Here is a 26,291-nt window from a genome sequence, read left to right on the forward strand (position 1 = left end):
GGTACGGAGGATCTCCTCCGTACCGGCCCCCGTCACGTCCGGCGGGGTTACAGCCCCGCGGCCTCCGCCAGGTCCCGCTTGATCGCGGCGAGCAGCCCGGCGGCCGTGGCGCGGGCCGCCGGCAGGCCGTCCGCGCCGGAGACCGGGACCACGACCTCCAGGTAGCACTTGAGCTTGGGCTCGGTGCCGCTGGGACGCACGATCACCCGGGCCTTGTAGTCGCCCTCCAGGTGGTAGCGCAGCCCGTCCGTGGGCGGCAGCGCCTCCGTGCCCTTGGTCAGGTCCTCGGCCGAGACGACCGTCAGACCGGCGAGGGAGACCGGCGGGCGCTCGCGCAGCGCGGCCATCGCGTTCGCGATGATCCCCAGGTCCTCGACCCGCACCGAGAGCTGGTCCGTGGCGTGCAGCCCGTGCTCCACGGCCAGGACGTCCAGGAGGTCGGTCAGGGTCCGGCCCTCCTCCTTGAGCACCGAGGCCAGCTCGGTGACCAGCAGCGCGGCCGTGATGCCGTCCTTGTCGCGGACGCCCTCCGGGTCGACGCAGTAGCCGAGCGCCTCCTCGTAGCCGTAGCGCAGGTCCTCGACGCGGGCGATCCACTTGAAGCCGGTCAGCGTCTCCTCGTACCCGACGCCCGCCGCCGCCGCGATCCGGCCGAGCAGCGAGGACGAGACGATCGACTCGGCGAAGACGCCGGTGACGCCCCTGCGCACCAGGTGCGCGGCGAGCAGCGCGCCCACCTCGTCGCCCCGGAGCATCCGCCAGCCGCCCTCGGCGTCCGCGTCCGGCACGGCCACCGCGCAGCGGTCGGCGTCCGGGTCGTTGGCGATCACCAGGTCGGGGGCCACGGCGCGGGCCGCCTCGAAGGCGAGGTCCATCGCCCCCGGCTCCTCCGGGTTGGGGAAGGCGACCGTCGGGAAGTCCGGGTCCGGGTCCGCCTGCTCGGCCACCAGGGCGGGCGGCGGGAAGCCGGCGCGCGCGAACGCGGCCGTCAGGACGTCCTTGCCGACGCCGTGCATGGCCGTGTAGACGGTCCGCGCGGTACGGGGCGAGCCGGGCGTCAGGACCGCGTCCGTACGCTCCAGGTAGGCGTCGAGCACCTCGTCGCCGAGGGTCTCCCAGCCGTCCTCCGGGCGCGGCACGTCGTGCAGCGAGCGGACGGCGGCGATCTCGGCGGCGATCTCCGCGTCGGCGGGCGGCACGATCTGCGAGCCGTCGCCCAGGTAGACCTTGTAGCCGTTGTCGCGCGGCGGGTTGTGGCTCGCGGTCACCTCGACGCCGGCGACGGCCCCCAGGTGCCTTATGGCGTACGCGAGGACGGGCGTCGGCAGCGGGCGGGGGAGGAGCGCGGCGCGCAGCCCGGCGCCGGTCATCACGGCGGCGGTGTCGCGGGCGAAGTCGGCGGACTTGTGGCGGGCGTCGTAGCCGATGACGACGAGCCCGCCCTCCTGCCCCTTGGCCTTCAGGTACGCGGCGAGGCCGGCGGCGGCGCGGATGACCACCGAGCGGTTCATCCGCATGGGCCCGGCGCCCAGCTCGCCCCGGAGTCCGGCCGTGCCGAACTGGAGCGTGCCGGCGAACCGGACGGCGAGCTCGTCCGTCGTACCGGCCGTACCGGCCTCGATGAGCCGCGCGAGCTCCTCGCGGGTCTCCTGGTCGGGGTCCTCGTCGAGCCAGGCCTGGGCCCGGGTGAGGAGGTCGTCCTGCGTCACGGTGTGCCTTTCGGAGGGGACGGGCTCTGCACGGGGATGGGCGCTTTGTGCGGGTGGCGGCGGTGCGGGTGCGGGGGCCGGTGGGTGCGGGCCGCTGCGCGGAGCCTTTCCCCGCCCCGCCCCTTCCCGTAACCGGGGGCGAGCCCCCGGACCCCGTACGCCCTGCGGGCGTGTCCTCGAACGCCGGACGGGCTGAAGTTCCGCCCGCAGGAGGAAATCCGGCCCCGCCGGCGTTTGAGGCGCGGGGTCCGGGGCGGAGCCCCGGTTCCGGGAAGGGGCGGGGCGGGGGACAAGCCCCGCGCAGCGGCGCCCCCGCCCGCACCCGACCGCGCCCCGGAGCCCGTACCGGCCCCGGAGCGCGGGGGAACGATCAGATCCGGTCGAGGACCCGCGTCAGCAGCTCGCCCATCCGCGCCGCCGAGTCGCGTCCCGCCTGGAGGACCTCCTCGTGGTTGAGCGGCTCGCCCGAGAGCCCCGCCGCCAGGTTGGTGACGAGCGAGATGCCCAGGACCTCGGCGCCGGCCTCGCGGGCCGCGATGGCCTCCAGGACGGTGGACATGCCGACGAGGTCGCCGCCCAGGACGCGGACCATGTTGATCTCGGCCGGGGTCTCGTAGTGCGGGCCGGGGAACTGCACATAGACGCCCTCTTCGAGGGTCTCGTCGACCTCCTTGCACAGCGCGCGCAGCCGCGGCGAGTACAGGTCGGTGAGGTCCACGAAGTTCGCGCCGACGATCGGGGAGGCGGCCGTCAGGTTGATGTGGTCGCTGATCAGGACCGGCTGCCCGGGGCGCATGCCCTCGCGCAGACCGCCGCAGCCGTTGGTCAGGACGACGGTCTCGCAGCCGGCCGCGACCGCGGTGCGGACGCCGTGGGCGACGGAGGCGACGCCCCGGCCCTCGTAGAAGTGGGTGCGGCCCAGGAAGACCAGGGCGCGCTTCTCGCCGATCTTGTACGAGCGGATCGTGCCGCCGTGGCCCTCGACGACCGGCGGCGGGAAGCCGGGGAGCTCGGTCACCGGGAACTCGGCCTCGGGGGCGCCGAGGGCGTCGACGGCGGGCGCCCAGCCCGAGCCCATGACCAGGGCGACGTCGTGGCTCTCGACTCCGGTCAGCTCGCGAAGACGCGCGGCGGCGGCCTCGGCGGCCTCGTACGGGGTGGCAGTTGCGTTCACTGACTTCTCTCGCCTCGGGGAGGGGAGTCCGAGGCGGGCCCCGGACGATCTGCTACGCGAAGAAGCGTAGCCGGAGAATCCCTACGCGCGTAGATGACGGTGCTGACGGACATGCGATCGTTGTCTTGTCGTTTCCGACGAAAACCGGAGCGGGCCGGTCCCTCGACGGGCGGCCGACGCCCCGCGGGCCGCTCAGCAGGGGCGCTTGCGCAGCTCCATCACGTAGTCGTGCGGCGCGCCCGCCGACTCGGCCGCGTCCGCGACCTCGCCCAGGTAGCGGGCCGACGGCAGCCCGCCCTCGTACCCGTTGAGGACGTACGTCCAGGCGGGTTCCTCGCCGTCCAGGGTGTGCGCCCGCACCCGCATCCGCCGGTAGACGTCGAGGCCGACGCCCTCCCAGCGGTCCATGGAGTCCTCGTCCATCGGCGCGATGTCGTACAGCGCCACGAAGACCTGGGAGCGGGGGGCCTCCACGATGGTGGCGAGGGCTCCCTCCCACCCCATCTGCTCCCCGCCGAAGGTGAGGCGCCAGCCGTTCAGCCAGCCGGTCCCGCGCAGCGGGGAGTGCGGTGCGCGGCGGCTCATCAGCCGCGCGTCCAGGTTGCCGGCGAAAGCGGCGTAGAGGGACATGGGACCGAGGGTACGGGAGGGTGCGGAGGGACGGGCCGGTTCGCCGGAGCGCCGCCGGACCCCCTTCGGAGGCCCCGCCGCGTGGCCGCGCCGGACGTGCGGGACAATGGGGTACGCACTTGAAGCGTGCGGGACAATGGCGTACGCACTGCACCCCAGCGGGGGGACCCCCCGGCAGAACGAGAGCGCGAGGCGTAGATCCCAGTGACCCGGATCGTGATCATCGGCGGCGGACCCGGCGGATACGAGGCGGCCCTGGTGGGCGCCCAACTCGGCGCGGAGGTGACCGTCGTCGACACCGACGGCCTCGGCGGCGCGTCCGTCCTGACCGACTGCGTCCCCTCCAAGACCCTGATCGCCACCGCCGAGGTGATGACCACCTTCGACTCCTCGTACGAGGAGCTGGGCATCATCGTCGCGGACGACACCCCGCACCTGGAGCAGGCCGCCCGGGTCGTGGGCGTCGACCTCGGCAAGGTCAACCGGCGGGTGAAGCGCCTCGCGCTCGCCCAGTCGCACGACATCACCGCCTCCGTCACCCGCGCGGGCGCCCGCGTGCTGCGCGGCCGCGGCCGGCTCTCCGGCCGGCAGGCCGTGGACGGCTCCCGCCAGGTGGTCGTGACCGCCGCCGACGGCACCGAGGAGACGCTGACCGCGGACGCCGTGCTGATCGCGACCGGCGGCCACCCGCGCGAGGTGCCCGACGCCGAGCCGGACGGCGAGCGGATCCTGAACTGGACCCAGGTCTACGACCTCAAGGAGCTCCCCGAGGAGCTCATCGTGGTCGGCTCCGGCGTCACCGGCGCCGAGTTCGCCGGCGCCTACCAGGCGCTCGGCTCCCGGGTCACCCTGGTCTCCAGCCGCGACCGCGTCCTGCCCGGCGAGGACCCGGACGCCGCCGCCGTCCTGGAGGACGTCTTCCGGCGCCGCGGCATGAACGTCATGGCCCGCTCCCGCGCCGCGTCCGCCAAGCGGGTCGGCGACCGGGTCGAGGTCGCCCTCGCCGACGGCCGGGTCATCTCCGGCACCCACTGCCTGATGGCGGTCGGCGCGATCCCGAACTCGGCCGGCATGGGCCTGGAGGAGGCGGGCGTCCGCCTCAAGGACTCCGGGCACATCTGGACCGACCGGGTCTCGCGGACCTCCGCCCCCGGCGTCTACGCGGCCGGTGACGTCACGGGCGTCTTCGCGCTCGCCTCGGTCGCCGCCATGCAGGGCCGGATCGCGATGTACCACTTCCTGGGCGACGCGGTGACCCCGCTCAACCTGAAGACGGTCTCGTCGAACGTCTTCACCGACCCCGAGATCGCCACCGTCGGCTACACCCAGGCCGACGTGGACGCGGGCAAGATCGACGCCAAGGTCGTCAAGCTGCCGCTGCTGCGCAACCCGCGCGCGAAGATGCAGGGCATCCGGGACGGCTTCGTCAAGATCTTCTGCCGTCCGGGCACCGGCATCGTGGTCGGCGGCTGCGTCGTCGCCCCGCGGGCGAGCGAGCTGATCCATCCGATCTCGATCGCGGTCGACAACAATCTGACCGTCGAACAGATCGCAAATGCTTTCACCGTGTACCCCTCCCTGTCGGGCTCGATCGCGGAAGTGGCACGGCAGTTGCAGACCCGAAAGTCGGCGGGCGACGCCTAGCCGCCGGGCCCGGCCCGGCTCCCGCCTGCGGGAACGGTTCGCCGACTCGGACAACCCCCGGCAAGCCGGGGCATAGAACGATCAATGACGGGGCCTCCCATACCACTTGGGGGCCCCGTCCGTGCGCAACTTCTGCAATTCGCCGCATACTGCTGAAAAGCATCGCGCGGCCACGTTACTGTCAGTTTCGTGTTCGCTGCAGAACGTCGCCAGTTGATCCTCGAAATGGTGCGCGCCAACGGAGCCGTGTCGCTCCGCGAGCTCGCCCGCGTCGTCCAGACCTCGGAGGTGACCGTACGGAGGGACGTACGGGCCCTGGAGGCAGAAGGACTCCTCGACCGCCGCCACGGCGGTGCGGTGTTGCCGGGCGGATTCACGCGAGAATCCGGCTTCCCGCAGAAATCCCATCTCGCGGCCGCGGAGAAGACGGCCATCGCCGACGTCGCGGCGAGCCTCGTCGAAGAGGGCGAGGCCATCGTCGTCGGCGCCGGGACGACCACGCAGGAGCTGGCCCGCCGGCTCGCCCGCGTGCCCGGCCTGACCGTGGTCACCAACTCCCTGCTCGTCGCCCAGGCCCTCGCCCACGCCAACCGGGTCGAGGTCGTCATGACCGGCGGCACCCTGCGCGGGTCCAACTACGCGCTCGTGGGCAGCGGGGCCGAGCAGTCGCTCCAGGGGCTGCGGGTCTCCCGGGCCTTCCTCTCCGGGAGCGGCCTGACCGCCGAGCGCGGCCTGTCCACCTCCAACATGCTCTCCGCGAGCGTGGACCGGGCGCTGGTCCAGGCGGCGGCCGAGGTCGTGGTCCTCGCCGACCACACCAAGCTGGGCTCCGACACCATGTTCCAGACGGTGCCCACGGACGTGATCACCCGTCTGGTCACCGACGAGCCCCCCGCCCACGACGAGCGGGCCGCCACCGAGCTCCAGGCCCTCGCCGACCAGGGCGTGCAGATCGCCGTCGCGGGCACCGGCGCCGGCTCCGGACCCGCCGGGGGCGATCAGCTCCCCCCCGGGGCCCGGCCCCGCCGTGACGTGCCCCTCCCGGGCCAGCGCGGCCGGATGGTGGCGGGGCAGTTCCGGGGCCCGGGCGCAGGCTTCCCCGCGGAGACGCTGGAGCGCACGGCCAGGGTCGCGGACCTGCGCCGCCGCTGAGGGGGCGGCCCCGGGCCGTCCCGCGTGCCGAGGGACCCTCCCCCGGGGGCCCCGCGCACCCTCCGTACGCGCCCCCGTGCCTCAGGCCGTGATGCCCCGCAGCGTCAGCGCGAGCAGGCGGTCCGCCAACTCCGTGTCCTCCGGGGACTGTTCCGCCGCGAGCGCGATCGCGTTGGTCAGTTGCATCAGGTCGCCGATCGCCACGTCGGCCCGCACCCGGCCCGCCTCCCGGGCCCGTTCGAGCAGCCGCTCGCCCGCCGTGCGCAGCGGATCGCTGCACCGGGAGAGCGCCGAATCCCGGTCGTGCGAGGCGGACATCAGGGCGTGCGCGAGCCCCCGGTACTCGCCCGCGTGGGCGACCAGGGCCCGCAGCCACTCCACCAGCGCCCGGCACGGCTCCTCGGCGTCCGCCAACGCCCGCGAGCGGTCCAGGAGTTCCGCCAGGGCCTCCTGGAAGACGCCGTTCAACAGGTCGGCGCGGGTGGGGAAGTGGCGGTAGAGGGTGCCGATCCCCACGCCCGCGCGGCGCGCGATCTCCTCCAGGGGCGCGTCGGCGCCCCGGCCGGCGAAGGCGGCGCGGGCCTCGGTGAGCAGGCGTTCGTGGTTGCGGCGTGCGTCGGCGCGCATGGGTGACGGAGGCCCTCCCCTCGGCGAAGGGCCCGCAGGCGACTGCCCGCGGGCCCTCCGTACCGTACTGGGTGCGCCGGTCAGTCCTTGATCTCGCAGATGGCGGCGCCGGAGGTGATCGAGGCGCCGACCGCGGCGCTGAGGCCCTTGACGGTGCCGGAGCGGTGCGCGTTGAGCGGCTGCTCCATCTTCATGGCCTCCAGGACGACGATCAGGTCGCCCTCCTTGACCTCCTGGCCCTCCTCGACGGCGATCTTGACGATCGTGCCCTGCATCGGGGAGGCGAGGGTGTCGCCCGAGGCGGCCGGGCCGGACTTCTTCGCCGCGCGGCGCTTCGGCTTGGCGCCGGCCGCCAGGCCCGTGCGGGCCAGGGACATGCCGAGGGAGGAGGGCAGGGAGACCTCAAGGCGCTTGCCGCCGACCTCGACGACGATCGTCTCGCGGCCCGCCTCGTCCTCGTCGGCGTCCGCGCCGGCCGGGGCGAAGGGCTTGATCTCGTTGACGAACTCCGTCTCGATCCACCGGGTGTGGACCCGGAACGGGTCCGCGGTGAACGCCGGGTCGACCACGACGGCACGGTGGAACGGGATGGCGGTGGCCATGCCCTCGACCTTGAACTCCGCCAGGGCGCGCGCGGCGCGCTGGAGGGCCTGCTCGCGGGTGGCGCCGGTGATGACCAGCTTGGCGAGGAGGGAGTCCCAGGCCGGGCCGATGACCGAGCCGGACTCCACGCCCGCGTCCAGGCGGACGCCCGGACCGGTCGGGGGCTGGAAGAGGGTGACGGTGCCGGGGGCCGGGAGGAAGTTACGGCCCGGGTCCTCGCCGTTGATGCGGAACTCGAAGGAGTGGCCCCGGATCTCCGGGTCGCCGTAGCCGAGCTCCTCGCCGTCGGCGATGCGGAACATCTCGCGGACCAGGTCGATGCCGGTGACCTCCTCGGTCACCGGGTGCTCGACCTGGAGGCGGGTGTTGACCTCCAGGAAGGAGATCGTGCCGTCCACGCCCACGAGGAACTCGACCGTGCCGGCGCCGACGTAGCCGGCCTCCTTCAGGATCGCCTTCGAGGCGGCGTAGAGCTGCTTGTTCTGCTCCTCCGACAGGAAGGGGGCCGGGGCCTCCTCCACCAGCTTCTGGTGGCGGCGCTGGAGCGAGCAGTCACGGGTGGAGACCACGACCACGTTGCCGTGGGTGTCGGCCAGGCACTGCGTCTCCACGTGCCGCGGCTTGTCCAGGTAGCGCTCCACGAAGCACTCGCCCCGGCCGAAGGCCGCGACGGCCTCGCGGACGGCGGAGTCGTACAGCTCGGGGACCTCTTCGAGGGTGCGGGCGACCTTCAGGCCGCGGCCGCCGCCGCCGAAGGCGGCCTTGATCGCGATCGGCAGGCCGTGCTCCTTCGCGAAGGCCACGACCTCCTCCGCGCCCGAGACCGGGTCGGGCGTACCCGCGACCAGCGGCGCGCCGGCGCGCTGGGCGATGTGACGGGCCGCCACCTTGTCGCCCAGGTCCCGGATCGCCTGCGGCGGCGGACCGATCCAGATCAGGTCCGCGTCCAGGACCGCCTGCGCGAACTCGGCGTTCTCCGAGAGGAAGCCGTACCCGGGGTGGACCGCGTCCGCGCCCGAGTCCTTCGCGGCCTGGAGGACCTTGGCGATGTCCAGGTAGCTGGTGGCCGGAGTGTCACCGCCCAGGGCGAACGCCTCGTCGGCCGCACGGACGTGCAGCGCGTCCCGGTCCGGCTCGGCGTACACGGCCACGCTGCCGATACCCGCGTCCCGGCACGCCCGGGCCACACGGACAGCGATTTCGCCACGGTTGGCGATGAGCACCTTGCGCACGATGGCTCCCTCCTTGAAACAAGCTGAGTTTAGGGACTGCCGACACGGCCTTTCGACCCGTCCCCAGTGGTGAGCTTTCCCACACGGAGGGTGACCCCGGGCCTGCTCGGATCGTGAATTCCCTTGTCGCACCACGGTACGCAGGGTTCCTTTACGGCACAGTAGCCCCGAGGTGTGGCGCAGGTCTCTGTTCACGCGGCCAGTCGCCGTTCGGGTTTCTTTGTCGGGTCCCTACGAACGGCCCGGCGATTCTTTGCCCGACGCTCCGTCGTGTCCGGCCGTGCACGAACTCTTGTCCGGGGTTTTACCGGCCAGTAGCCTTCCCGCTGTCGATCGTACTGCCGGTAACAGGCGAATCCAGGGGGTGGCCGAGGTGGCCCGCAGACCGATAGCTCTCGTGACCGCGCTGGTGCTCCTCCTCGAAGCGCCCGGCATCGTCGCCCTCAACGCCGTCATGGCGCGCTTCCTGGAGGCGCAGTCGATGTCCCTCGACGGCATGGACCCCGACGCGATGGCCACCGGCACCCGGATCCTCGGCTACGTCTCCGGGGCGGCCCTCGTCCTCTGCGCCCTCGTCGCCCTCCTCACGGGCCTCCGCGACCGCCGGCCCGGCCGCCTCGGCCGGGGCCTGCTCGTCGGCTGCGCGGTCGTGCACGGCGTCCTCGGCGCGGTCGCCGTCGGCCTCCTCGGCTGGCAGGCCTTCGCCTTCCTGATGGTGGTGCTCGGCCTGATCGTCCTCACCCTGGTGGCGCACGGGAAGGGGACCGGGCGGCCGGTCGCGGAGAAGGCGCCGGCCGCCGCGTAGGGCGGGCCCGGGGCTCAGGCCCAGAGGTCCGTGATCTCCACGTCCAGCTTGCGCAGCAGCCGGCGCAGCAGCGGCAGGGACAGGCCGATCACGTTGCCCGGGTCGCCGTCGATGCCGTCGATGAACGGCGCCGAGCGCCCGTCCAGGGTGAACGCGCCCGCCACGTGCAGCGGTTCGCCGCTCGCCACGTACGCCGCCACCTCCTCGTCCGTCGGCTCGCCGAAGCGGACCACGGTGGAGGCGGTCGCCGACTCGTAGCGCTTGGCGGCCGTGTCGTACACGCAGTGGCCCGTCTGGAGGATGCCCACCCTGCCCCGCATCGCCTTCCAGCGGGCGACGGCCTCCTCGGCGTCGGCCGGCTTGCCCAGCGCCTTCCCGTCCAGCTCCAGGACCGAGTCGCAGCCGATGACCAGCGCGCCGAACACCTCGGGCCGGGCGGCCACATGGGCGGCCTTCGCCTCCGCGAGGGCGAGCGCGAGCTCGGCCGGGGTCGGGGCGTGGACCTTGTCCTCGTCGACGCCGCTCACGATCACCTCGGGGGCGATTCCGGCCTGCCGCAGCAGACCGAGCCGGGCGGGGGAGGCGGAGGCGAGCACGACACGGCGCGGATCAGCAGTCATGGGGGCAGCGTAGCCAGTGCGGAGGACCCGGACCCACCGGACGGCCGGGGTACGCGCGTGCCCGGCCCGGACCGCCGGGGACGCGCGCGGGGTCAGCGCACGCCGACCGCGAACATCGCCACCACCATCGCGAGCGCGAGGAGCACGCCCGCGCGGCGGAGCATCGTCTGCATCTCGCGCATGAACTTGGGCGGCTCGTTCTCCGGGTCGGACCACAGCATGCCTCCGATCCTGCGGCCGGGGAGGGCCTCGGCGCCTGAGTACGGATACTCAACCGGTCGGTGTCCCCGGACACACGCGCGGAGGGCCGAAGGACGAAGGACGGAGGCACGCGGGCGAAGGGGCCGGAAAGCGGAGGCACGCGCGCGAAGGGCCGGACCCCCCGCACAAGGGGTCCGGCCCTCCGGCCCGACGTCCGACGGGCCGGTACGACTCGACGGGCCCGTACGACCTCTAGACGGGCCAGTACGACCGCGCCCAGGCCCGCGGACCCGGGCGCTGCCGTACGGCCCGTGCGATGCGGGAGGGGTCCGACCACCCCTCCGGCACCGCCGGGCCGCCGCCCTCGGCGGACGCCGCCGCCGTGGCCGCGGCCCGGGCCTGGACCACCGCCAGTGCGGCGGCCAACTCCTCCGGCGTCGGGTTTCCTCGTACGACCTTGATCATGTCGGCTCCTTGGAGGTCCGGAGGGGCTGCTAGAGCGGGATGTTGCCGTGCTTCTTCGGAGGCAGGGATTCCCGCTTCGTACGGAGCTGACGCAGGCCCTTGACGATCTGCGGGCGCGTGTCGGACGGCAGGACCACGCCGTCGATGTAGCCGCGCTCGGCCGCCGTGTACGGGTTGAGCAGGGCGTCCTCGTACTCCTGGATCAGCCGCGCCCGCGTGCCTTCCACGTCCTCCGCCTCGGCGATCGTGCGGCGGTGCAGGATGTTGACCGCGCCCTGCGCGCCCATGACCGCGATCTGCGCCGTCGGCCACGCCAGGTTCAGGTCCGCGCCCAGGTGCTTGGAGCCCATGACGTCGTACGCGCCGCCGAAGGCCTTGCGGGTGATGACCGTGATCAGCGGGACCGTGGCCTCCGCGTACGCGTAGATCAGCTTCGCGCCGCGCCGGATGATGCCGCCGTACTCCTGGTCCACGCCCGGCAGGAAGCCCGGCACGTCCACGAAGGTCAGGACCGGGATGTTGAAGGCGTCGCAGGTGCGCACGAAGCGCGCGGCCTTCTCGGAGGCGTCGATGTCCAGGCAGCCGGCGAACTGCATCGGCTGGTTGGCGACCACGCCGACCGGGAAGCCCTCGACCCGGCCGAAGCCGGTCAGGATGTTCGGCGCGAACAGCGCCTGCGTCTCCAGGAACTCGCCGTCGTCCAGGACGTGCTCGATCACCTTGTGCATGTCGTACGGCTGGTTCGCCGAGTCCGGGATCAGCGCGTCCAGCTCGCGGTCCTCGTCCGACACCGCGGTGTCCGCGGTCTCCGGGAAGGCCGGCGGCTCCGACAGGTTGTTCGAAGGCAGGTAGGAGAGCAGGGACTTCACGTACTCGACGGCGTCCTTCTCGTCCCCCGCCATGTGGTGCGCCACGCCCGAGGTCGCGTTGTGGGTCCGGGCGCCGCCCAGCTCCTCGAAGCCCACGTCCTCGCCGGTCACCGTCTTGATGACGTCGGGACCGGTGATGAACATGTGCGAGGTCTGGTCGACCATGACCGTGAAGTCGGTGATCGCGGGGGAGTACACCGCGCCGCCCGCGCACGGGCCGACGACCAGCGAGATCTGCGGGATCACGCCGGAGGCGTGGGTGTTGCGGCGGAAGATCTCGCCGTACATGCCGAGCGCGCTCACGCCCTCCTGGATGCGGGCGCCGCCGGAGTCGTTGATGCCGACGACCGGGCAGCCGGTCTTCAGCGCGAAGTCCATCACCTTGATGATCTTCTGGCCGTACGTCTCGCCGAGCGCCCCGCCGAAGACCGTGAAGTCCTGCGAGAACACGGCCACCGGGCGCCCGTCGACCGTGCCGTAGCCGGTGACGACGCCGTCGCCGTACGGACGGTTCTTCTCCAGGCCGAAGTTGGTGGAGCGGTGCCGGGCGAACTCGTCCAGCTCGACGAAGGACCCCTCGTCGAGGAGGAGGTCGATCCGCTCGCGCGCGGTCAGCTTCCCCTTCGCGTGCTGCTTCTCCACCGCTCGCTCCGAGCCGGCGTGGGTGGCCTCGTCGATACGGCGCTTGAGGTCCGCGATCTTGCCCGCGGTCGTGTGAATGTCGATCTCGTGCTGCTCTGCCGGCTCGGACATCGGGATGCGGCTCCCTGCCTGGTCACGGGGGGTTCGTTGACTGCGAATGGGCTACTGGTGCCCTACTGACCCGTAGCGTATCCACGCCGATACGGTTCGGCACTGCGGTCTTTGCCACACCTACTCTGGCTTGCATGACGTCCTCCCAAGGCTCCGGCGGACGCTGGTCCGACCTCGACCGGCCCCCGCTCAACGAGACGGCCCTGCGCCGCGCGCTCGTCCTCCCCGACGGACTGTGGACCTCGCTCGACGTGGTCCCCACCACGGGATCCACCAACACCGACCTCGCCGCCCGGGCCGGCGAGCTGCCCGGGGGCGCGGTGCTCGTCGCCGAGGAGCAGACCTCGGGCCGGGGCCGCCTCGACCGCACCTGGAGCGCGCCCGCCCGCTCCGGGATCTTCGTCTCCGTGCTGCTCAAGCCGGACGTGCCGGCCCACCGCTGGGGCTGGCTCCCGCTGCTCACCGGTGTGGCGGCGGCGACCGGCCTCGCGAAGGCCGCCGGGGTCGACATGTCCCTCAAATGGCCCAACGACCTGCTGGTTTCCGTCCAGGGCGAGGAGCGCAAGACCGGCGGCATCCTCGCCGAGCGCGCCGGTACGGACGGCGTCGTCGTCGGCCTCGGCCTCAACGTCACCCTCCGCGAGGACGAACTCCCCGTCCCCGGCGCCGGTTCCCTCCTCTTGGCCGGCGCGGTCTCCACCGACCGCGACACCCTCCTGCGGTCCGTCCTGCGTTCCCTCGAACGGTGGTACGGGGAGTGGACGCGGGCCGACGGCGATCCCGCCGCCTCCGGGCTCCAGGAGGCCTACGCGGCCGGCTGCGCGACCCTCGGCCGCCGGATCAGGGCCGAGCTGCCCGGCGAGCGGACCCTGGAGGGCGAGGCGATCGCCCTGGACGGCGACGGGCGCCTCGTGGTGGCCACGGAGGGCGGCGGCACGGAGGCGGTGGGCGCGGGCGACATCGTCCACGTGCGGACGCCGGACGTCTGACGGATACGGATACGGGGCGAGGGGGGCGGTTCCGGTACGGCCCGGGTCCGGTAGTGGGGCGGTCCGGGTCCGGCCGGGGGACGGCTCGGGCGTCGGCCACGGGGCGGTCCGGGCCCGGTCGTGGGGCGGTCCGGGCTTCGGCCACGGGCGGGCCGGGCTCCGGTCGCGGGGCGGAACGGCGCGCCGTTCGGGCGTGAGCCATTCCACACCTGTCGTATCGTGGACCGCGATCCAGGCGACAGATCGGCAGGGCAAGTGGGCAGGGAACGGGCAGGAGGCGGCCGGTGACCGTCGACGACGAGAACTCGGGCGGCGCGCCCGAGCCGTCCGCGTACCCCACCCCCCACCACGAGGTCGACCACACGGCCGAGCCGACCGACGACCCCCTCGCGATCCGCCTCGAACAGCTCATCCTCGGCGCGGACCGCCGCTACACCCCCTTCCAGGCCGCCCGCACGGCCGGCGTCTCCATGGAGCTCGCCTCCCGCTTCTGGCGCGCCATGGGCTTCGCGGACATCGGGCAGGCCAAGGCGCTCACCGAGGCCGACGTGCTCGCCCTGCGGCGGCTCGCGGGCCTCGTCGAGGCCGGGCTGCTCAGCGAGCCGATGGCCGTGCAGGTCGCCCGCTCCACCGGACAGACCACCGCCCGGCTCGCCGAGTGGCAGATCGACTCCTTCCTGGAGGGCCTCACCGAGCCGCCCGAGCCCGGCATGACCCGCACCGAGGTCACGTACCCCCTGGTCGAGCTGCTCCTGCCCGAGCTGGAGGAGTTCCTGATCTACGTGTGGCGCCGGCAGCTCGCCGCCGCCACCGGCCGGGTCGTGCAGGCCGCCGACGACGAGGAGATGGTCGACCGGCGGCTCGCCGTCGGCTTCGCGGACCTCGTCGGCTTCACCCGGCTCACCCGCCGCCTGGAGGAGGAGGAGCTCGGCGAGCTGGTCGAGGCCTTCGAGACCACCTGCGCCGACCTCGTCGCGGCGCACGGCGGCCGGCTCATCAAGACCCTCGGCGACGAGGTGCTCTACGCGGCGGACGACGCCGGCATCGCCGCCGAGATCGCGCTCCGCCTGATCGAGACCCTCGGCCACGACGAGACGATGCCCGCGCTGCGCGTCGGCATCGCCTTCGGCACCGTGACCACCCGGATGGGCGACGTCTTCGGCACCACCGTGAACCTGGCCAGCCGGCTCACCTCGATAGCCCCCAAGGACGCCGTCCTGGTCGACAGCGCCTTCGCGAAGGAGCTGACCAGGACCGGCGAGGCGCCCGTCTCGGAGGCGGAGGCGGCCGAGGAGGCGGCCCGCGCCGAGAAGGAGGGCCGCGCGCCCGCCGCGTACCGCTTCGCGCTCCAGCCGATGTGGCAGCGCCCGGTCCGCGGCCTCGGCGTCATCGAACCCTGGCTCCTGGGCCGCCGTCCCACTTAGGATCTCCCCGTGAACGCCGGTTAACAGACGTTAACGGCGGTGCCGGCTGGTGGGAGGGTGTGCGGTCATGTCCGAGCAGCGTTTCGGTGAGTTCGTGGTGGTCCGGCGGGAGGGGCACGTCGCGGAGCTGGTCCTCGACCGGCCCAAGGCGATGAACGCGGTCTCCTCCGAGATGGCCCGCTCCCTCGCGGCAGCCTGCGACGCGCTCGCCGCCGACGCCGCCGTCCGCGTCACCGTCCTGACCTCCTCGAACGACCGGGCCTTCTGCGTCGGCGCCGACCTCAAGGAGCGCAACTCCCTCACCGACGCCGAGCTGGTCCGCCAGCGCCCGACCGCCCGCGCCGCCTACACCGGCGTCCTGGAGCTGCCCATGCCGACCGTCGCCGCCGTGCACGGCTTCGCCCTCGGCGGCGGCTTCGAGCTGGCGCTGGCCTGCGACGTGATCGTCGCCGACGCGACCGCCGTCGTGGGCCTGCCCGAGGTCTCCGTGGGCGTCATCCCCGGCGGCGGCGGTACGCAGCTCCTCCCGCGCCGGGTGGGCGCGGCGCGCGCCGCCGAGCTGGTCTTCACGGCCCGCCGGGTGGAGGCGGCCGAGGCCCGCGAGCTCGGCCTGGTGGACCTCCTGGCGGAGGACGCCCGCACGGGCGCCCTGGAGCTCGCCGGGCGGATCGCGGCCAACTCCCCGGTGGGCCTGCGCGCCGCGAAGAAGGCCATGCGGCTCGGCCAGGGCCTGGACCTGCGGGCCGGCCTGGAGGTCGAGGACGCGGCCTGGCGCTCGGTGGCCTTCTCGGGCGACCGGGCCGAGGGCGTGGCGGCCTTCAACGAGAAGCGGAAGCCGGAGTGGCCGGGGGAGTGACCCGGCCGATCCCTCCGACGGGTCACTTTCCGTGACGCCCCGAAGGGGAAAACGGTTCAAACCTCCCTAAGCTGGAGGAATGGGTGAGGACGGGCGGCTGCGGGCCGTAGTGGCGCTGGCGCAGGGGATGGCGGCGGCGCACACTCCACGGGAGTTCTGGCGGGCGGCTGCGCTCGGGGCCCGCGACGGGCTCGACGGGAGCTTCGCCGCCCTGTCCGTCTGGGAGCGGGACCACGGACGGCTCAAGGTCCTGGTGAACGCCGGGGAGCGGGCCGTGGGGGAGGAGGAGTTCCCGGACGCGGAGACGTACCCGGTCCACCAGTTCCCCGAGATCACCGAGTTCCTGCACGAGCGGTGGGCGGGCGGCGGCGAGCCGGACGCCTGGGTGGAGACCGCCGCCGACCCCGTCCCCACCGGCCGGGTGACCGGTCTGCGGCGGCGCGGGCGCGGCTGCTGCGTGGTCGCCCCGATCGTGCTCCACGGGCGGGCCTGGGGCGAGCTGTACGTCGCCCGGCCGCCCGAGGCGAAACCTTTCACCAGCGCGGACGCGGGCTTCGCGACCGTGCTCGCGGCGGTCGTCGCGGCGGGCATCGCCCAGGCCGAGCGCCTGGAAGAGGTCCGCAAGCTCGCCTTCACCGACCCCCTGACCGGCCTGGCCAACCGGCGGGCCGTCGACACCCGTCTGGACGAGGCCGTCGAGCGCTACCGCACGGACGGCTCCGTGGTGAGCCTGGTGGTCTGCGACCTCAACGGCCTCAAGCGGGTCAACGACACCCACGGCCACGCGGTCGGCGACCGCCTCCTCGAACGCTTCGGCTCCGTCCTCTCCCGCTGCGGCGCCCGCCTCCCCGGGGCCCTCTCGGCCCGCCTCGGCGGCGACGAGTTCTGCCTCCTGACGGTCGGCCCGACGGCGGACGAGGTGGTCGCGGTCGCCGAGGAGCTGTGCGTACGGGCGGCGGAGCTGGAGCTGGGCGAGGGCGTGGCCTGCGGGGTGGCGTCCACGGGCGACCCCATCGGGCCCCTCAAGTCGGCCCGCCGCCTCTTCCGGCTCGCGGACGCCGCCCAGTACCAGGCCAAGGCCGGGCGTTCGGCGAAGCCCGTGGTGGCGGGGCGCGACGGCACGGTCGTGCGCCTCGCGGACGCCCCGCCGGGCGCCCGCGACCGCCGCCGCTTCCGCGACGCGCCGACGGTGGAGCTGCCGGAGCCGGGACCGCCGGACCTGGAGCCGGAGCCGCGCGCGGCTCCGGTCCCGGCGGATCCGGCTCCCCTGGCCTGGCCGGTCGAGCCCCCGGGCGAGGAGCCCACGGAGACGGCCCTCCGCCCCGAGGAGCCCACGGAGACCGCCCTCCGCCCCGAGGAGCCCCCGTCGGCGGACGGGTGAGAGCCGGGCCGGCCGCCCGCCGGAGGCCTGCGCGTCGGTAAGGGACGACTCCCTGCCGGGACAGTGACGAAATCCCCTAGTGACAGGTTGGTCTTCAATCCGTAGGGTGCTGAATATGGATATGCAGACAGTCGTCCTCGGCACGTCCGGCACGACCCCGCAGGACGTCGTCGACGTCGCCCGCCACGGCGCCCGCGTCGAGCTGTCGACCGAGGCCGTGCAGGCCCTCGCCGCCGCCCGGGAGGTCATCGACGCGCTCGCCGCCAAGCCCGAGCCCGTCTACGGGGTCTCCACCGGCTTCGGCGCCCTCGCCACCCGCCACATCGGCCACGAGCTCCGCGCCCAGCTCCAGCGCAACATCGTGCGCTCGCACGCCGCCGGCATGGGCCCCCGCGTCGAGCGCGAGGTCGTGCGCGCCCTGATGTTCCTGCGCCTGAAGACCGTCGCCTCCGGCCACACCGGCGTCCGCCCCGAGGTCGCCCGGACCATGGCCGACGTCCTCAACGCCGGCATCACCCCGGTCGTGCACGAGTACGGATCCCTCGGCTGCTCCGGCGACCTCGCGCCGCTCTCCCACTGCGCCCTGGCCCTCATGGGCGAGGGCGACGCCGAGGGTCCCGACGGGCGGGTCCGCCCCGCCGGCGAGCTGCTCGCCGAGCACGGCATCGCGCCCGTCGAGCTCAAGGAGAAGGAGGGCCTCGCCCTCCTCAACGGCACCGACGGCATGCTCGGCATGCTGATCATGGCCCTCGCCGACCTCGACACCCTCTACAAGTCGGCCGACGTCACCGCCGCGCTCTCCCTCGAAGCCCTCCTCGGCACCGAGAAGGTCCTCGAACCCGAGCTGCACGCCATCCGCCCCCACCCCGGCCAGGCCGCCTCCGCCGCCAACATGCTGGCCGTGCTCAAGGGCTCCGGCCTCACCGGCCACTTCCAGGCCGGCGAGGCCCCCCGCGTCCAGGACGCCTACTCGATCCGCTGCGCCCCGCAGGTCGCCGGCGCCGGCCGCGACACCCTGGCCCACGCCCGGCTCGTCGCCGAGCGCGAGCTGGCCGCCGCCGTCGACAACCCGGTGGTCCTGTCGAACGGCGAGGTCCGCTCCAACGGCAACTTCCACGGCGCCCCCGTCGCGTACGTCCTCGACTTCCTCGCGATCGCCGCCGCCGACCTCGGCTCCATCGCCGAGCGCCGCACCGACCGGCTCCTCGACAAGAACCGCTCGCACGGCCTGCCGCCCTTCCTCGCCGACGACGCCGGCGTCGACTCGGGCCTGATGATCGCCCAGTACACGCAGGCCGCCCTGGTCAGCGAGATGAAGCGGCTCGCCGTCCCGGCCTCCGCCGACTCCATCCCGTCCTCCGCGATGCAGGAGGACCACGTCTCCATGGGCTGGTCCGCCGCCCGCAAGCTGCGCACCGCGATCGGCAACCTCACCCGGATCGTCGCCGTCGAGCTGTACGCCGCCACCCGGGGCGTCGAGCTCCGCGCGGGCCTCACCCCGGCCCCCGCCTCGCGGGCCGTCATCACCGCCCTGCGCGAGGCCGGTGTCCAGGGCCCCGGCCCGGACCGCTTCCTCGCCCCCGACCTGGCCGCCGCCGACGCCTTCGTACGGGAGGGCGGGGTGGTCGCCGCCGTGGAGCCGGTCACCGGCCCGCTGGCGTAAGGACGTCGGAACGACGGATGAGGGCCCGTCCCGCCGGAGGACTTCCGGAGGTGACGGGCCCTCACCCGTAAGTACGCGACGGGGGAAGGCGGTTCAGGAGGCCCGGCCCCGGCGGCGCATCGCGAGCACCACGAAGCTCGCGCCGACGCCCAGGAACGCCGTCCCGCCGAGCAGGTACGGCACCGTGTCCCGCTCCCCGGTCTCCGCGAGGCGCCCGTCGTCCACGGCGGGCCCGCCCCCGCCCACCCGTACCCCGCCGCCCCACCGGTCGGCGGCGTTCGCGGACGGCACGAACCACAGGGCGCACAGCAGCGTTCCCGCGACGGCGGCGGTCAGCAGGAGGCGTCGGGCTGCGGACACGGAGATTTCGATCCTCCTTGCGGAAACCACGAATTGATCGACGTGCAGATGCTAATGAACACAGCGGGTCGCGGGAAACCCGAGGCCCTCCGGACCCCTACGCTCCGACCCATGAGTACTTCTGACACCGCACGCTATGTACGTCTTCGCGTCGATGTGGTCCTGGAGGTCGACGGGCCGGCCGAACTGGCCGAGGCCGCCGAGGCCCGGATCGGCGCCGACGAGTTCATGCCCGAGGAGGAGCGGACGCACGCCCGCGCCGCCGCGCGCGAGGACGCCGCCGAGGCCCTCGCGTACCTCGTCGAGCCCTTCGACCTGATCCGCGACGTCCCCGGCATCGAGATGGTCCAGGCGTCCTGGAGCAGCGAGGAGGTCGATTACGACCCCGATGCGCTGGAATGGGAGCTCGGAGAGGAAGATGGGGCGGAGGAGGACGACGACCGGCCGTGAGGCCGGTGTCCTCCCTGCTCGCGGGCCCCGGGGCACCGTCCCGGGGCCGCCGCGCGCCACCGGGCGCACGGTGGGGAACCGAACGCTCCGCCGGCGCGTGTCGATCAGTGGTGTTCCCCACAAACCGTCCGGTTCCCGCACCGAACGGGTTGTGATGGGTAGGGAAGCAATCGTTCACAGGGAATCGGCGACGATGGAGAAGCGTGTGATGACGGACGGCAAGCGCCGCAGGAGCCTGGCCGCCGCGGCTGTCGTGCTCAGCGGTGTGTTGGTGCTCTCGGCGTGCGACGACGGCGACAAGGGCGGCAGCGGCGCCTCCGGAACCGCGACCCCGCAGTCCCAGGAGCAGGTCGACGAGGCGGCCGCGCAGAAGACCTCGAAGGCCAGGATCACCATCTCGCCGAAGAACGGTGCCCAGAACGCCTCCATCAACAACGACGCCAAGGTCACCGTCGCCGACGGCAAGCTCACCGAGGTCGTCATGACCTCCGCCGAGGGCGACGCGGTCAAGGGCGAGATAGCGGCCGACGGCCTGAGCTGGAAGCCGACCGTCGCGCTCAAGCGGGCCACCGTCTACAGGATCACCGCCACCGCCGCGGACGCGGAGGGCCTGGTGGCCCACGAGAACTCCTCCTTCACCACCGTCTCGCAGGCCAACAGCTTCATCGGCAACTTCACGCCCGAGGACGGCTCGACCGTCGGCGTCGGCATGCCGGTCTCGATCACCTTCAACAAGGCGATCACCGACAAGAAGGCCGTCCAGAGCGCCGTCACCGTCACCTCCAGCTCCGGCCAGGAGGTCGTCGGGCACTGGTTCGGCACCCAGCGCCTCGACTTCCGCCCCGACAAGTACTGGACCGAGGGCTCGACCGTCACGCTGAAGCTGAACCTCGACGGCGTCGAGGGCGCCGAGGGCGTCTACGGCGTCCAGCAGAAGACCGTCACCTTCAAGATCGGCCGCAACCAGGTCTCCACCGTCGACGTCGCCACCAAGACCATGACGGTCAAGCAGGACGGCAAGACGGTCAAGACCATCCCGGTCTCCGCCGGCTCCCCGGAGAACCCGACCTACAACGGTCAGATGGTGATCTCCGAGAAGTTCAAGGAGACCCGGATGAACGGCGCCACCGTCGGCTTCACCGACGACGACGGCAAGGGCGAGTACGACATCAAGGACGTGCCGCACGCCATGCGCCTGTCCAACTCGGGCACCTTCATCCACGGCAACTACTGGGGCCCGGACTCGATCTTCGGCTCCACGAACACCAGCCACGGCTGCGTGGGCCTCAACGACGTCAAGGGCGCCGGCGACCCGAACCAGTCGGCCGCCTGGTTCTACGACCACTCGCTCATCGGCGACGTCGTGATCGTCAAGAACTCCAAGGACAAGACGATCGCCCCCGACAACGGCCTCAACGGCTGGAACATGAGCTGGTCGGAGTGGAAGGCCGGCTCGGCGGTCTGACCCGCCCGGTCCGCGCACGCACGAGTAGGGCCCCTCCACCCGGAGGGGCCCTCTCGCGTGCGCGTCCGGCCCTACCGCGCGTCCACGGCCTCGTCCACGCCCCACTGCGCGAGCAGCCGCAGCGCCTCCGCCGAGGGCGTGCCCGGCTCCGCGTGGTACGTCACGAGCACCAGGTCCGGATCGTCGCCCGACACCTTCAGCGTCTCGTACGACAACGTCATCTCGCCCACCAGCGGATGCCGCATCCGCTTCGTGCCGTGCCCCTTGTCCGCCACCGTGTGCGCCGCCCACAGCGAGCGGAACTCCTCGCTGCGCACCGACAGCTCGCCCACGAGCGCCAGCAGGTGCGGATCGTCCGGGTAGCACCCCGCGTACAGCCGCAGCACGCTCACCACCTCGGTCGCCTTGCACTCCCAGTCCAGGTAGAGCGAGCGCGCGTTCGGATCGAGGAAGACCATCCGGGCCATGTTCCGCTCGTGCGGCTCCCAGGCGGCGAAGTCGCCGAGCAGCGCCCGCGCCATCCGGTTCCAGGCGAGCAGGTCGAGCCGGCGCCCCAGGACGACGGCGGGCACCCCGTCCATCGTCTCCAGCAGGTACGAGATCCCCGGCCGCACCTGCTGCGGACGGGAGATCGCCGCCCGCTGCCGCTTCTTCACCGTCGGCTTCGCCAGGTGCGTCAGGTGCGCCCGCTCGCTGTCGCTCAGGCGCAGCGCCCGCGCGATCGAGTCCAGGACCTCCATGGACACGTTGCGGCCGTTGCCCTGTTCGAGCCGGGTGTAGTACGCCACCGAGACCCCGGCCAACTGCGCCAGCTCCTCGCGGCGCAGCCCCGGCACCCGCCGGTGCCGCCCGAACTCGGGCAGCCCCACGTCCTGCGGCTTCAGCCGGGCCCTGCGGGAGCGCAGGAATTCACTGAGTTCGGCACTGGGGTCCATACGACCCCATTATCGCCGCAGGACCGGGCCCGCGGACGTACGTTCCTGACCCTGCCAGTGGTAGGCACGGCAGTCGTAGGTAGAACAGGTGTCTGGGTGAGGGCGGCTTTCCCGGGCAGGCTCGGAGCCATGACCACGAACGTGACCACCGTCCCCGCCTACGCCGCACCCGCCGCCAACGCCCCGCTGGAGCGCACCACCGTGCCGCGCCGCCCGGTCGGCGAGCACGACGTCCTCATCGAGATCAAGTACGCCGGCATCTGCCACTCCGACATCCACCAGGCGCGCGACGGCTGGGGCGAGGGCATCTACCCGATGGTCCCCGGCCACGAGATCGCCGGCGTCGTCGCCGAGACCGGCCCCGGCGTCACGAAGTTCCGGGTCGGCGACCGGGTCGGCGTCGGCTGCTTCGTCGACTCCTGCCGGGAGTGCGACCACTGCCGCCAGGGCCTGGAGCAGTACTGCGTCACCGGCGGCACCGGCACGTACAACGCCCGCGACAAGGACGGCGAGCCGACCTACGGCGGCTACTCCACCCACATCGTCGTCGACGAGAACTACACCCTGCGCATCCCCGAGGGCATCGGCCTCGACGAGGCCGCCCCGCTGCTCTGCGCCGGCATCACCCTCTACTCGCCGCTCGCCCACTGGCAGGCCGGCCCCGGCAAGAAGGTCGCGATCGTCGGCCTCGGCGGCCTCGGCCACATGGGCGTCAAGATCGCGCACGCGCTCGGCGCCGAGGTGACCGTCCTCAGCCAGTCCGAGAAGAAGCGGGAGGACGCCCTGAGGCTGGGCGCCGACCACTACCGCGCGACGAGCGACCCGGAGACCTTCACCGCGCTCGCCGGCACCTTCGACCTGGTGGTCTCCACGGTCTCGGCGCCGCTCGACTTCGACGCCTACCTGGGCCTGGTGCGCACGGACGGCGCCCTGGTGAACGTGGGCGCGCCCGAGGAGCCGGTCGAGGTCAACCTGTTCTCGCTGATCGGCGGCCGCAAGACCCTCGCCGGCTCGATGATCGGCTCCATCGCCGAGACGCAGGAGATGCTCGACTTCTGCGCCGCGCACGGCCTGGGCGCCGAGATCGAGGTGATCGCCGCGGACCGGATCAACGAGGCGTACGAGCGGGTGATCGCCAGCGACGTCCGCTACCGCTTCGTGATCGACGCGTCGACCATCTGACGCGCCCGCACACGGCCGCCGGGGCATGACGCCGGGGGTAATCGACCCGTACGGCACGCCCCGGCACGCTGTCCCCATGACCGCATACGCCCTCGCGAACCTGCACCCGAAGCCCGTCCTCGACGAGGAGGTCTTCACGTACATGGAGCGCGTCCAGGCCACCCTGGACCCCCACGGAGGCCGCTTCCTCGTCCACGGCGCCCCCGCCCGCGAGGTCCCGGAGGGCACCTGGCCCGGCGCCCTCGTGATCATCGCCTTCCCCACCTACGAGCACGCCCGCACCTGGTACGCCTCCGAGCCCTACCGGGCCCTGATCCCCCTCCGCACCCGACACATGACCGGCGACGTCCTCCTGATCGACGGAGTCCCGGAGGACTACGACCCGGCGACGACGACGGCCGCGCTGAGGGCGGCGGGATGACGGCGGCAGGACGGCGGTCCGGGGTCACCGGTCAGGGTGCAATCCTCCGCGGCCGTGCGCGTTCGGCCGGGGCGGGGCGGGGCGTCCTCCTAGCGTGGGCCGGGAACGATCCGGGCGGGCCGCCGCCGGGATCCGGATCCCACGGAGGTAGTTGGCCATGACCGTCCCGCTCGCCGAGCTCACCGGGGACTACGTCCTCGACCCGACCCACACCCGGATCGGCTTCGTCGCCCGCCACGCCATGGTGACCAAGGTGCGCGGCGCCTTCCACGAGTTCGAGGGCACCGCGCACCTGGACGGCGCCGACCCGGCCCGGTCCACCGGTCAGGTGGTGATCAAGGCCCAGAGCATCGACACCGGCGTCGAGCAGCGCGACCAGCACCTGCGCACCAACGACTTCCTGGACGCGCCGAACTTCCCCGACATCACCTTCCGCACCACCGGGGTCGAGCGGAAGTCCGACACCGAGTACCGGGTCACCGGCGACCTCACCATCAAGGACACCGCCAAGCCGGTCACCATCGACTTCGAGTACACCGGCAACGCCGTCGACCCCTTCGGCAACCTGCGCGTCGGCCTGGAGGGCTCGGTGACCGTCTCCCGCAAGGAGTTCGGCATCACCTGGAACGCCGCCCTGGAGGGCGGCGGCGTGCTGGTCGGCGACAAGATCGTCCTGGAGTTCGACGTCTCCGCGATCAAGCAGGGTTAGGGCTTGCTCGCGCCGGGCGGCCCCCGGTGTCGGGGCCGCCCGGCACGGGCTCAGCCGTCCGCCTTCGCCACCCCGATCGGGCACGAGACGCCCGTGCCGCCGATGCCGCAGTAGCCCGCCGGGTTCTTGTCCAGGTACTGCTGGTGGTAGGCCTCCGCCGGGTAGAACGGGCGGTCGTCGGCCGGCAGGACGTGCGTGGTGATCTCGCCGTAGCCCGAGCCCGTCAGGACCTTCTGGTAGGCCTCGCGGGACGCCTCGGCCGCCGCCGCCTGGGCGGGGGAGTGGGTGTAGACCGCCGAGCGGTACTGGGTGCCCACGTCGTTGCCCTGGCGGAAGCCCTGCGTCGGGTCGTGGGACTCCCAGAACAGCTTCAGGAGCGACTCGTACGAGACCTCCGACGGGTCGAAGACCACCCGGACGACCTCCGTGTGACCGGTCAGGCCCGAGCAGACCTCCTCGTAGGAGGGGTTCCGCGTGAAGCCGCCCTGGTAGCCGACGAGGGTCGTCCAGACGCCGTCGGCCTGCCAGAACTTGCGCTCGGCGCCCCAGAAGCAGCCCAGGGCGAAGTCGGCGACCTCCAGGCCCTCCGGGTACGGGCCGGCGAGCGGGTTGCCGAGGACCGTGTGGCGCGCGGGCACGGAGAACTCCGGCTCGGCGCGGCCGGGCAGGGCCTGCTCGGGGGTGGGGAGGACGGGGGTGCGGGACAGGAACATGCTGCATCTCTCCTCGACGGTCGTCGGCAGTTCGCACAACAAGGGAGGGGACGCCGGGATTCCCCCGTCCGCCCGCCCGGTCAGCGCGGCAGCGTCAGCGGGCTGCCGCCGTTCGCCTCGTACCCCGCCACCGCCAGGTTCCGGAAGACCGTGTACTCCGCCGCCGGGTCCGCGCTCAGCGTCCACGGCACCGCGCCCACGTGCCCGTCCACCTTCACGAGCTGGTGCATGGCCTCCGCCCAGCGCTCGCCCCGCACCAGGAACCAGATCAGCAGGTGGCGGACGTGCGCCTGCACCGGGTCGTCCGGGCGGGCCGAGTGCACCGCGTACAGCGCGCCCTCCACCGCCTTCGCCACCACCCGCGTACGGAAGAAGTCCTGCACGAGCACCACGTCCGGCACGTGCTCGTGCACCGCGAACAGCGGCAGCGCGGCGAGCAGCGAGCCGCGCGGGGCGCGCGCCGCGGCCGTCGTCGCGAAGTGGTCGGCCTCCTCGCGCGAACCGTGCCACTTCTCGCACCAGTAGTGCAGGGCCGCCAGGTGCGCCCCCATGTGCTGCGGCGCCCGGTCGATCACCTTCGCCCACACCTGGTCGAACTGCTCGTGCCCGTAGCCCAGACCGCGCGCCACCGCGAGCTGAGTGATGTACGGGACGGGGTCGCCCGGGGCGAGCAGCGCCGCCTCCTCGGTGACCTTCAGCGCCTCCTCCAGGATGATCCGGAAGTCGTCGGTCCCGGCCGACGAGGAGCGCCACGCCTGCTGCACCAGGAACTCCGCGTGCACCGCCGCCCCGCCCGGGTCCTTCGGCGCGTCCGCCCGCCAGGCCCGCAGCCACGCCCCGCCGACGCCCGGCCGCTCCTGGAGCTCCAGGGAGGCCGCGCCCGCGAACGCCTGCACGCGCTGCCAGCGCACCTCGCCGTCCTTGCCGGTGCCGGCGAGGAGCTGCGAGGCCGCCTTCCAGTCCTGGGTGGCCTGCACGACGTTCAGCACGTCGAGCAGGTCCTCGTCCGCCCCCGGCAGCCGCACGTCCTGGTCCTCCTGCGGCACGAACCCGTACGCCGCCGGGTCCGCCGCGTCGGGCGCCCCCGGCGCGGCCAGCCGGATGCCGCCGCCCCTGCGGCGCAGCACGTAGGGGCCGAGGACGCCGAACAGCAGCCCGAGCGCGATGAGGAACCAGAGAATCTCCATGTGTCCATTGTCCAGGACACCCCATAAGACGAACGCGGCACCGGAGGTCCCGCGGCACTACGCTCCTGGACC

The 26,291-nt window shown here is 73.1% G+C and carries 26 protein-coding genes; 13 read left to right on the plus strand and 13 right to left on the minus strand.

Annotation, left to right across the window (positions count from 1 at the left end; translation table 11 throughout):
- Nucleotides 1-47 precede the first annotated feature (47 nt).
- The 3 genes from ACFYNX_RS17425 to ACFYNX_RS17435 all read right to left on the minus strand — a co-directional run bounded on the left by ACFYNX_RS17425 (nucleotide 48) and on the right by ACFYNX_RS17435 (nucleotide 3,513).
- Complete coding sequence (locus ACFYNX_RS17425) at nucleotides 48-1,709, minus strand: phospho-sugar mutase (protein ID WP_388662258.1); 1,662 nt, start codon at nucleotides 1,707-1,709, stop codon at nucleotides 48-50.
- A gap of 370 nt (nucleotides 1,710-2,079) precedes the next feature.
- A complete protein-coding gene (locus ACFYNX_RS17430; RefSeq protein ID WP_053645975.1) occupies nucleotides 2,080-2,883 on the minus strand; it encodes a purine-nucleoside phosphorylase in 804 nt (267 codons plus the stop codon).
- Nucleotides 2,884-3,075: 192 nt separating this feature from the next.
- Nucleotides 3,076-3,513 carry a gamma-glutamylcyclotransferase gene (locus tag ACFYNX_RS17435; RefSeq protein ID WP_125659249.1) on the minus strand — a complete coding sequence of 146 codons (438 nt, stop codon included), beginning with the start codon at nucleotides 3,511-3,513 and terminating at the stop codon, nucleotides 3,076-3,078.
- Nucleotides 3,514-3,717: 204 nt separating this feature from the next.
- On the opposite strand from ACFYNX_RS17435, the gene ACFYNX_RS17440 reads away from it, so the two are divergent.
- A complete protein-coding gene (locus tag ACFYNX_RS17440) occupies nucleotides 3,718-5,157 on the plus strand; it encodes an NAD(P)H-quinone dehydrogenase (RefSeq protein ID WP_388662260.1) in 1,440 nt (479 codons plus the stop codon).
- Nucleotides 5,158-5,382: 225 nt separating this feature from the next.
- Nucleotides 5,383-6,309, plus strand: a complete 927-nt coding sequence (locus tag ACFYNX_RS17445) for a DeoR/GlpR family DNA-binding transcription regulator (RefSeq protein WP_388662573.1) — start codon at nucleotides 5,383-5,385, stop codon at nucleotides 6,307-6,309.
- Nucleotides 6,310-6,390: 81 nt separating this feature from the next.
- Here the strand turns inward: ACFYNX_RS17445 and ACFYNX_RS17450 are convergent, their stop codons facing one another.
- Complete coding sequence (locus ACFYNX_RS17450; protein ID WP_365551319.1) at nucleotides 6,391-6,936, minus strand: helix-turn-helix domain-containing protein; 546 nt, start codon at nucleotides 6,934-6,936, stop codon at nucleotides 6,391-6,393.
- Between the two features lie 80 nt (nucleotides 6,937-7,016).
- A complete protein-coding gene (locus tag ACFYNX_RS17455; RefSeq protein ID WP_365551316.1) occupies nucleotides 7,017-8,771 on the minus strand; it encodes a biotin carboxylase N-terminal domain-containing protein in 1,755 nt (584 codons plus the stop codon).
- A gap of 397 nt (nucleotides 8,772-9,168) precedes the next feature.
- Between ACFYNX_RS17455 and ACFYNX_RS17460 the strand changes: the two genes are divergently transcribed.
- Nucleotides 9,169-9,576: a hypothetical protein gene (locus ACFYNX_RS17460; RefSeq protein WP_388662263.1), complete on the plus strand. Its 408-nt coding sequence runs from the start codon at nucleotides 9,169-9,171 to the stop codon at nucleotides 9,574-9,576.
- Nucleotides 9,577-9,590: 14 nt separating this feature from the next.
- On the opposite strand, the gene ACFYNX_RS17465 is transcribed toward ACFYNX_RS17460, so the two are convergent.
- From ACFYNX_RS17465 to ACFYNX_RS17480, 4 genes are all read right to left on the minus strand, one after another.
- Nucleotides 9,591-10,196 (minus strand): nucleoside triphosphate pyrophosphatase, encoded by a 606-nt coding sequence (locus ACFYNX_RS17465; RefSeq protein WP_365551310.1) that lies wholly within the window; start codon nucleotides 10,194-10,196, stop codon nucleotides 9,591-9,593.
- 92 nt (nucleotides 10,197-10,288) lie between these two features.
- The gene (gene mmpB / locus ACFYNX_RS17470) at nucleotides 10,289-10,417 is read right to left on the minus strand and encodes a morphogenic membrane protein MmpB (RefSeq protein WP_260606780.1); all 129 of its coding nucleotides are present in this window, start codon (nucleotides 10,415-10,417) and stop codon (nucleotides 10,289-10,291) included.
- Between the two features lie 232 nt (nucleotides 10,418-10,649).
- The gene (locus tag ACFYNX_RS17475) at nucleotides 10,650-10,862 is read right to left on the minus strand and encodes an acyl-CoA carboxylase subunit epsilon (protein ID WP_125665853.1); all 213 of its coding nucleotides are present in this window, start codon (nucleotides 10,860-10,862) and stop codon (nucleotides 10,650-10,652) included.
- 29 nt (nucleotides 10,863-10,891) lie between these two features.
- A complete protein-coding gene (locus ACFYNX_RS17480) occupies nucleotides 10,892-12,484 on the minus strand; it encodes an acyl-CoA carboxylase subunit beta (protein ID WP_125665855.1) in 1,593 nt (530 codons plus the stop codon).
- A 134-nt stretch (nucleotides 12,485-12,618) separates the two neighbouring features.
- Here ACFYNX_RS17480 and ACFYNX_RS17485 point away from each other — a divergent pair, with 134 nt between their 5' ends.
- The 5 genes from ACFYNX_RS17485 to hutH all read left to right on the plus strand — a co-directional run bounded on the left by ACFYNX_RS17485 (nucleotide 12,619) and on the right by hutH (nucleotide 18,797).
- A complete protein-coding gene (locus ACFYNX_RS17485; protein WP_388662266.1) occupies nucleotides 12,619-13,473 on the plus strand; it encodes a biotin--[acetyl-CoA-carboxylase] ligase in 855 nt (284 codons plus the stop codon).
- A gap of 284 nt (nucleotides 13,474-13,757) precedes the next feature.
- Nucleotides 13,758-14,897, plus strand: a complete 1,140-nt coding sequence (locus ACFYNX_RS17490) for an adenylate/guanylate cyclase domain-containing protein (RefSeq protein ID WP_365551301.1) — start codon at nucleotides 13,758-13,760, stop codon at nucleotides 14,895-14,897.
- A 67-nt stretch (nucleotides 14,898-14,964) separates the two neighbouring features.
- Nucleotides 14,965-15,753, plus strand: coding sequence for an enoyl-CoA hydratase-related protein (locus ACFYNX_RS17495; RefSeq protein WP_365551298.1), 789 nt, complete (start codon nucleotides 14,965-14,967; stop codon nucleotides 15,751-15,753).
- Between the two features lie 79 nt (nucleotides 15,754-15,832).
- A complete protein-coding gene (locus tag ACFYNX_RS17500) occupies nucleotides 15,833-17,134 on the plus strand; it encodes a diguanylate cyclase domain-containing protein (RefSeq protein ID WP_388662268.1) in 1,302 nt (433 codons plus the stop codon).
- A 121-nt stretch (nucleotides 17,135-17,255) separates the two neighbouring features.
- Nucleotides 17,256-18,797 carry a histidine ammonia-lyase gene (gene hutH, locus ACFYNX_RS17505; protein WP_365551331.1) on the plus strand — a complete coding sequence of 514 codons (1,542 nt, stop codon included), beginning with the start codon at nucleotides 17,256-17,258 and terminating at the stop codon, nucleotides 18,795-18,797.
- Nucleotides 18,798-18,890: 93 nt separating this feature from the next.
- On the opposite strand, the gene ACFYNX_RS17510 is transcribed toward hutH, so the two are convergent.
- Complete coding sequence (locus ACFYNX_RS17510) at nucleotides 18,891-19,157, minus strand: LPXTG cell wall anchor domain-containing protein (protein WP_185893468.1); 267 nt, start codon at nucleotides 19,155-19,157, stop codon at nucleotides 18,891-18,893.
- Between the two features lie 111 nt (nucleotides 19,158-19,268).
- On the opposite strand from ACFYNX_RS17510, the gene ACFYNX_RS17515 reads away from it, so the two are divergent.
- Entirely contained in the window at nucleotides 19,269-19,607 is a 339-nt protein-coding gene (locus ACFYNX_RS17515; protein WP_388662271.1) for a hypothetical protein, read from the plus strand.
- A 193-nt stretch (nucleotides 19,608-19,800) separates the two neighbouring features.
- On the plus strand, nucleotides 19,801-21,072 hold the full coding sequence (locus ACFYNX_RS17520) for an Ig-like domain-containing protein (protein ID WP_388662273.1): 1,272 nt from the start codon (nucleotides 19,801-19,803) through the stop codon (nucleotides 21,070-21,072).
- 71 nt (nucleotides 21,073-21,143) lie between these two features.
- Here ACFYNX_RS17520 and ACFYNX_RS17525 read toward each other — a convergent pair whose 3' ends face one another.
- Nucleotides 21,144-22,007: a helix-turn-helix transcriptional regulator gene (locus ACFYNX_RS17525; protein ID WP_365545755.1), complete on the minus strand. Its 864-nt coding sequence runs from the start codon at nucleotides 22,005-22,007 to the stop codon at nucleotides 21,144-21,146.
- Nucleotides 22,008-22,136: 129 nt separating this feature from the next.
- Here ACFYNX_RS17525 and ACFYNX_RS17530 point away from each other — a divergent pair, with 129 nt between their 5' ends.
- From ACFYNX_RS17530 to ACFYNX_RS17540, 3 genes are all read left to right on the plus strand, one after another.
- Complete coding sequence (locus ACFYNX_RS17530) at nucleotides 22,137-23,189, plus strand: NAD(P)-dependent alcohol dehydrogenase (protein ID WP_388662275.1); 1,053 nt, start codon at nucleotides 22,137-22,139, stop codon at nucleotides 23,187-23,189.
- A 76-nt stretch (nucleotides 23,190-23,265) separates the two neighbouring features.
- Nucleotides 23,266-23,610 carry a DUF1330 domain-containing protein gene (locus ACFYNX_RS17535; protein ID WP_388662277.1) on the plus strand — a complete coding sequence of 115 codons (345 nt, stop codon included), beginning with the start codon at nucleotides 23,266-23,268 and terminating at the stop codon, nucleotides 23,608-23,610.
- A 157-nt stretch (nucleotides 23,611-23,767) separates the two neighbouring features.
- Entirely contained in the window at nucleotides 23,768-24,319 is a 552-nt protein-coding gene (locus tag ACFYNX_RS17540; protein ID WP_388662279.1) for a YceI family protein, read from the plus strand.
- Between the two features lie 50 nt (nucleotides 24,320-24,369).
- Here ACFYNX_RS17540 and msrA read toward each other — a convergent pair whose 3' ends face one another.
- Nucleotides 24,370-25,032, minus strand: a complete 663-nt coding sequence (gene msrA / locus ACFYNX_RS17545; RefSeq protein WP_388662281.1) for a peptide-methionine (S)-S-oxide reductase MsrA — start codon at nucleotides 25,030-25,032, stop codon at nucleotides 24,370-24,372.
- An 80-nt stretch (nucleotides 25,033-25,112) separates the two neighbouring features.
- Nucleotides 25,113-26,219 (minus strand): hypothetical protein, encoded by a 1,107-nt coding sequence (locus tag ACFYNX_RS17550; protein ID WP_388662283.1) that lies wholly within the window; start codon nucleotides 26,217-26,219, stop codon nucleotides 25,113-25,115.
- Nucleotides 26,220-26,291 lie beyond the last annotated feature (72 nt).

It is taken from the genome of Streptomyces sp. NPDC007872, from assembly GCF_042868165.1.
GTDB lineage: Bacteria > Actinomycetota > Actinomycetes > Streptomycetales > Streptomycetaceae > Streptomyces.

Bases quoted from the DNA above. Each gene is read 5' to 3' on its own strand.
- ACFYNX_RS17435 (WP_125659249.1), bottom strand. From the start codon at position 3,513: ATGTCCCTCTACGCCGCTTTCGCCGGCAACCTGGACGCGCGGCTGATG.
- ACFYNX_RS17445 (WP_388662573.1), top strand. From the start codon at position 5,383: ATGGTGCGCGCCAACGGAGCCGTGTCGCTCCGCGAGCTCGCCCGCGTC.
- ACFYNX_RS17450 (WP_365551319.1), bottom strand. From the start codon at position 6,936: ATGCGCGCCGACGCACGCCGCAACCACGAACGCCTGCTCACCGAGGCC.
- ACFYNX_RS17465 (WP_365551310.1), bottom strand. From the start codon at position 10,196: ATGACTGCTGATCCGCGCCGTGTCGTGCTCGCCTCCGCCTCCCCCGCC.
- mmpB (WP_260606780.1), bottom strand. From the start codon at position 10,417: ATGCTGTGGTCCGACCCGGAGAACGAGCCGCCCAAGTTCATGCGCGAG.
- ACFYNX_RS17475 (WP_125665853.1), bottom strand. From the start codon at position 10,862: ATGATCAAGGTCGTACGAGGAAACCCGACGCCGGAGGAGTTGGCCGCC.
- ACFYNX_RS17480 (WP_125665855.1), bottom strand. From the start codon at position 12,484: ATGTCCGAGCCGGCAGAGCAGCACGAGATCGACATTCACACGACCGCG.
- ACFYNX_RS17485 (WP_388662266.1), top strand. From the start codon at position 12,619: ATGACGTCCTCCCAAGGCTCCGGCGGACGCTGGTCCGACCTCGACCGG.
- ACFYNX_RS17495 (WP_365551298.1), top strand. From the start codon at position 14,965: ATGTCCGAGCAGCGTTTCGGTGAGTTCGTGGTGGTCCGGCGGGAGGGG.
- ACFYNX_RS17500 (WP_388662268.1), top strand. From the start codon at position 15,833: ATGGGTGAGGACGGGCGGCTGCGGGCCGTAGTGGCGCTGGCGCAGGGG.
- hutH (WP_365551331.1), top strand. From the start codon at position 17,256: ATGCAGACAGTCGTCCTCGGCACGTCCGGCACGACCCCGCAGGACGTC.
- ACFYNX_RS17515 (WP_388662271.1), top strand. From the start codon at position 19,269: ATGAGTACTTCTGACACCGCACGCTATGTACGTCTTCGCGTCGATGTG.
- ACFYNX_RS17520 (WP_388662273.1), top strand. From the start codon at position 19,801: ATGGAGAAGCGTGTGATGACGGACGGCAAGCGCCGCAGGAGCCTGGCC.
- ACFYNX_RS17525 (WP_365545755.1), bottom strand. From the start codon at position 22,007: ATGGACCCCAGTGCCGAACTCAGTGAATTCCTGCGCTCCCGCAGGGCC.
- ACFYNX_RS17530 (WP_388662275.1), top strand. From the start codon at position 22,137: ATGACCACGAACGTGACCACCGTCCCCGCCTACGCCGCACCCGCCGCC.
- ACFYNX_RS17535 (WP_388662277.1), top strand. From the start codon at position 23,266: ATGACCGCATACGCCCTCGCGAACCTGCACCCGAAGCCCGTCCTCGAC.
- ACFYNX_RS17540 (WP_388662279.1), top strand. From the start codon at position 23,768: ATGACCGTCCCGCTCGCCGAGCTCACCGGGGACTACGTCCTCGACCCG.
- msrA (WP_388662281.1), bottom strand. From the start codon at position 25,032: ATGTTCCTGTCCCGCACCCCCGTCCTCCCCACCCCCGAGCAGGCCCTG.
- ACFYNX_RS17550 (WP_388662283.1), bottom strand. From the start codon at position 26,219: ATGGAGATTCTCTGGTTCCTCATCGCGCTCGGGCTGCTGTTCGGCGTC.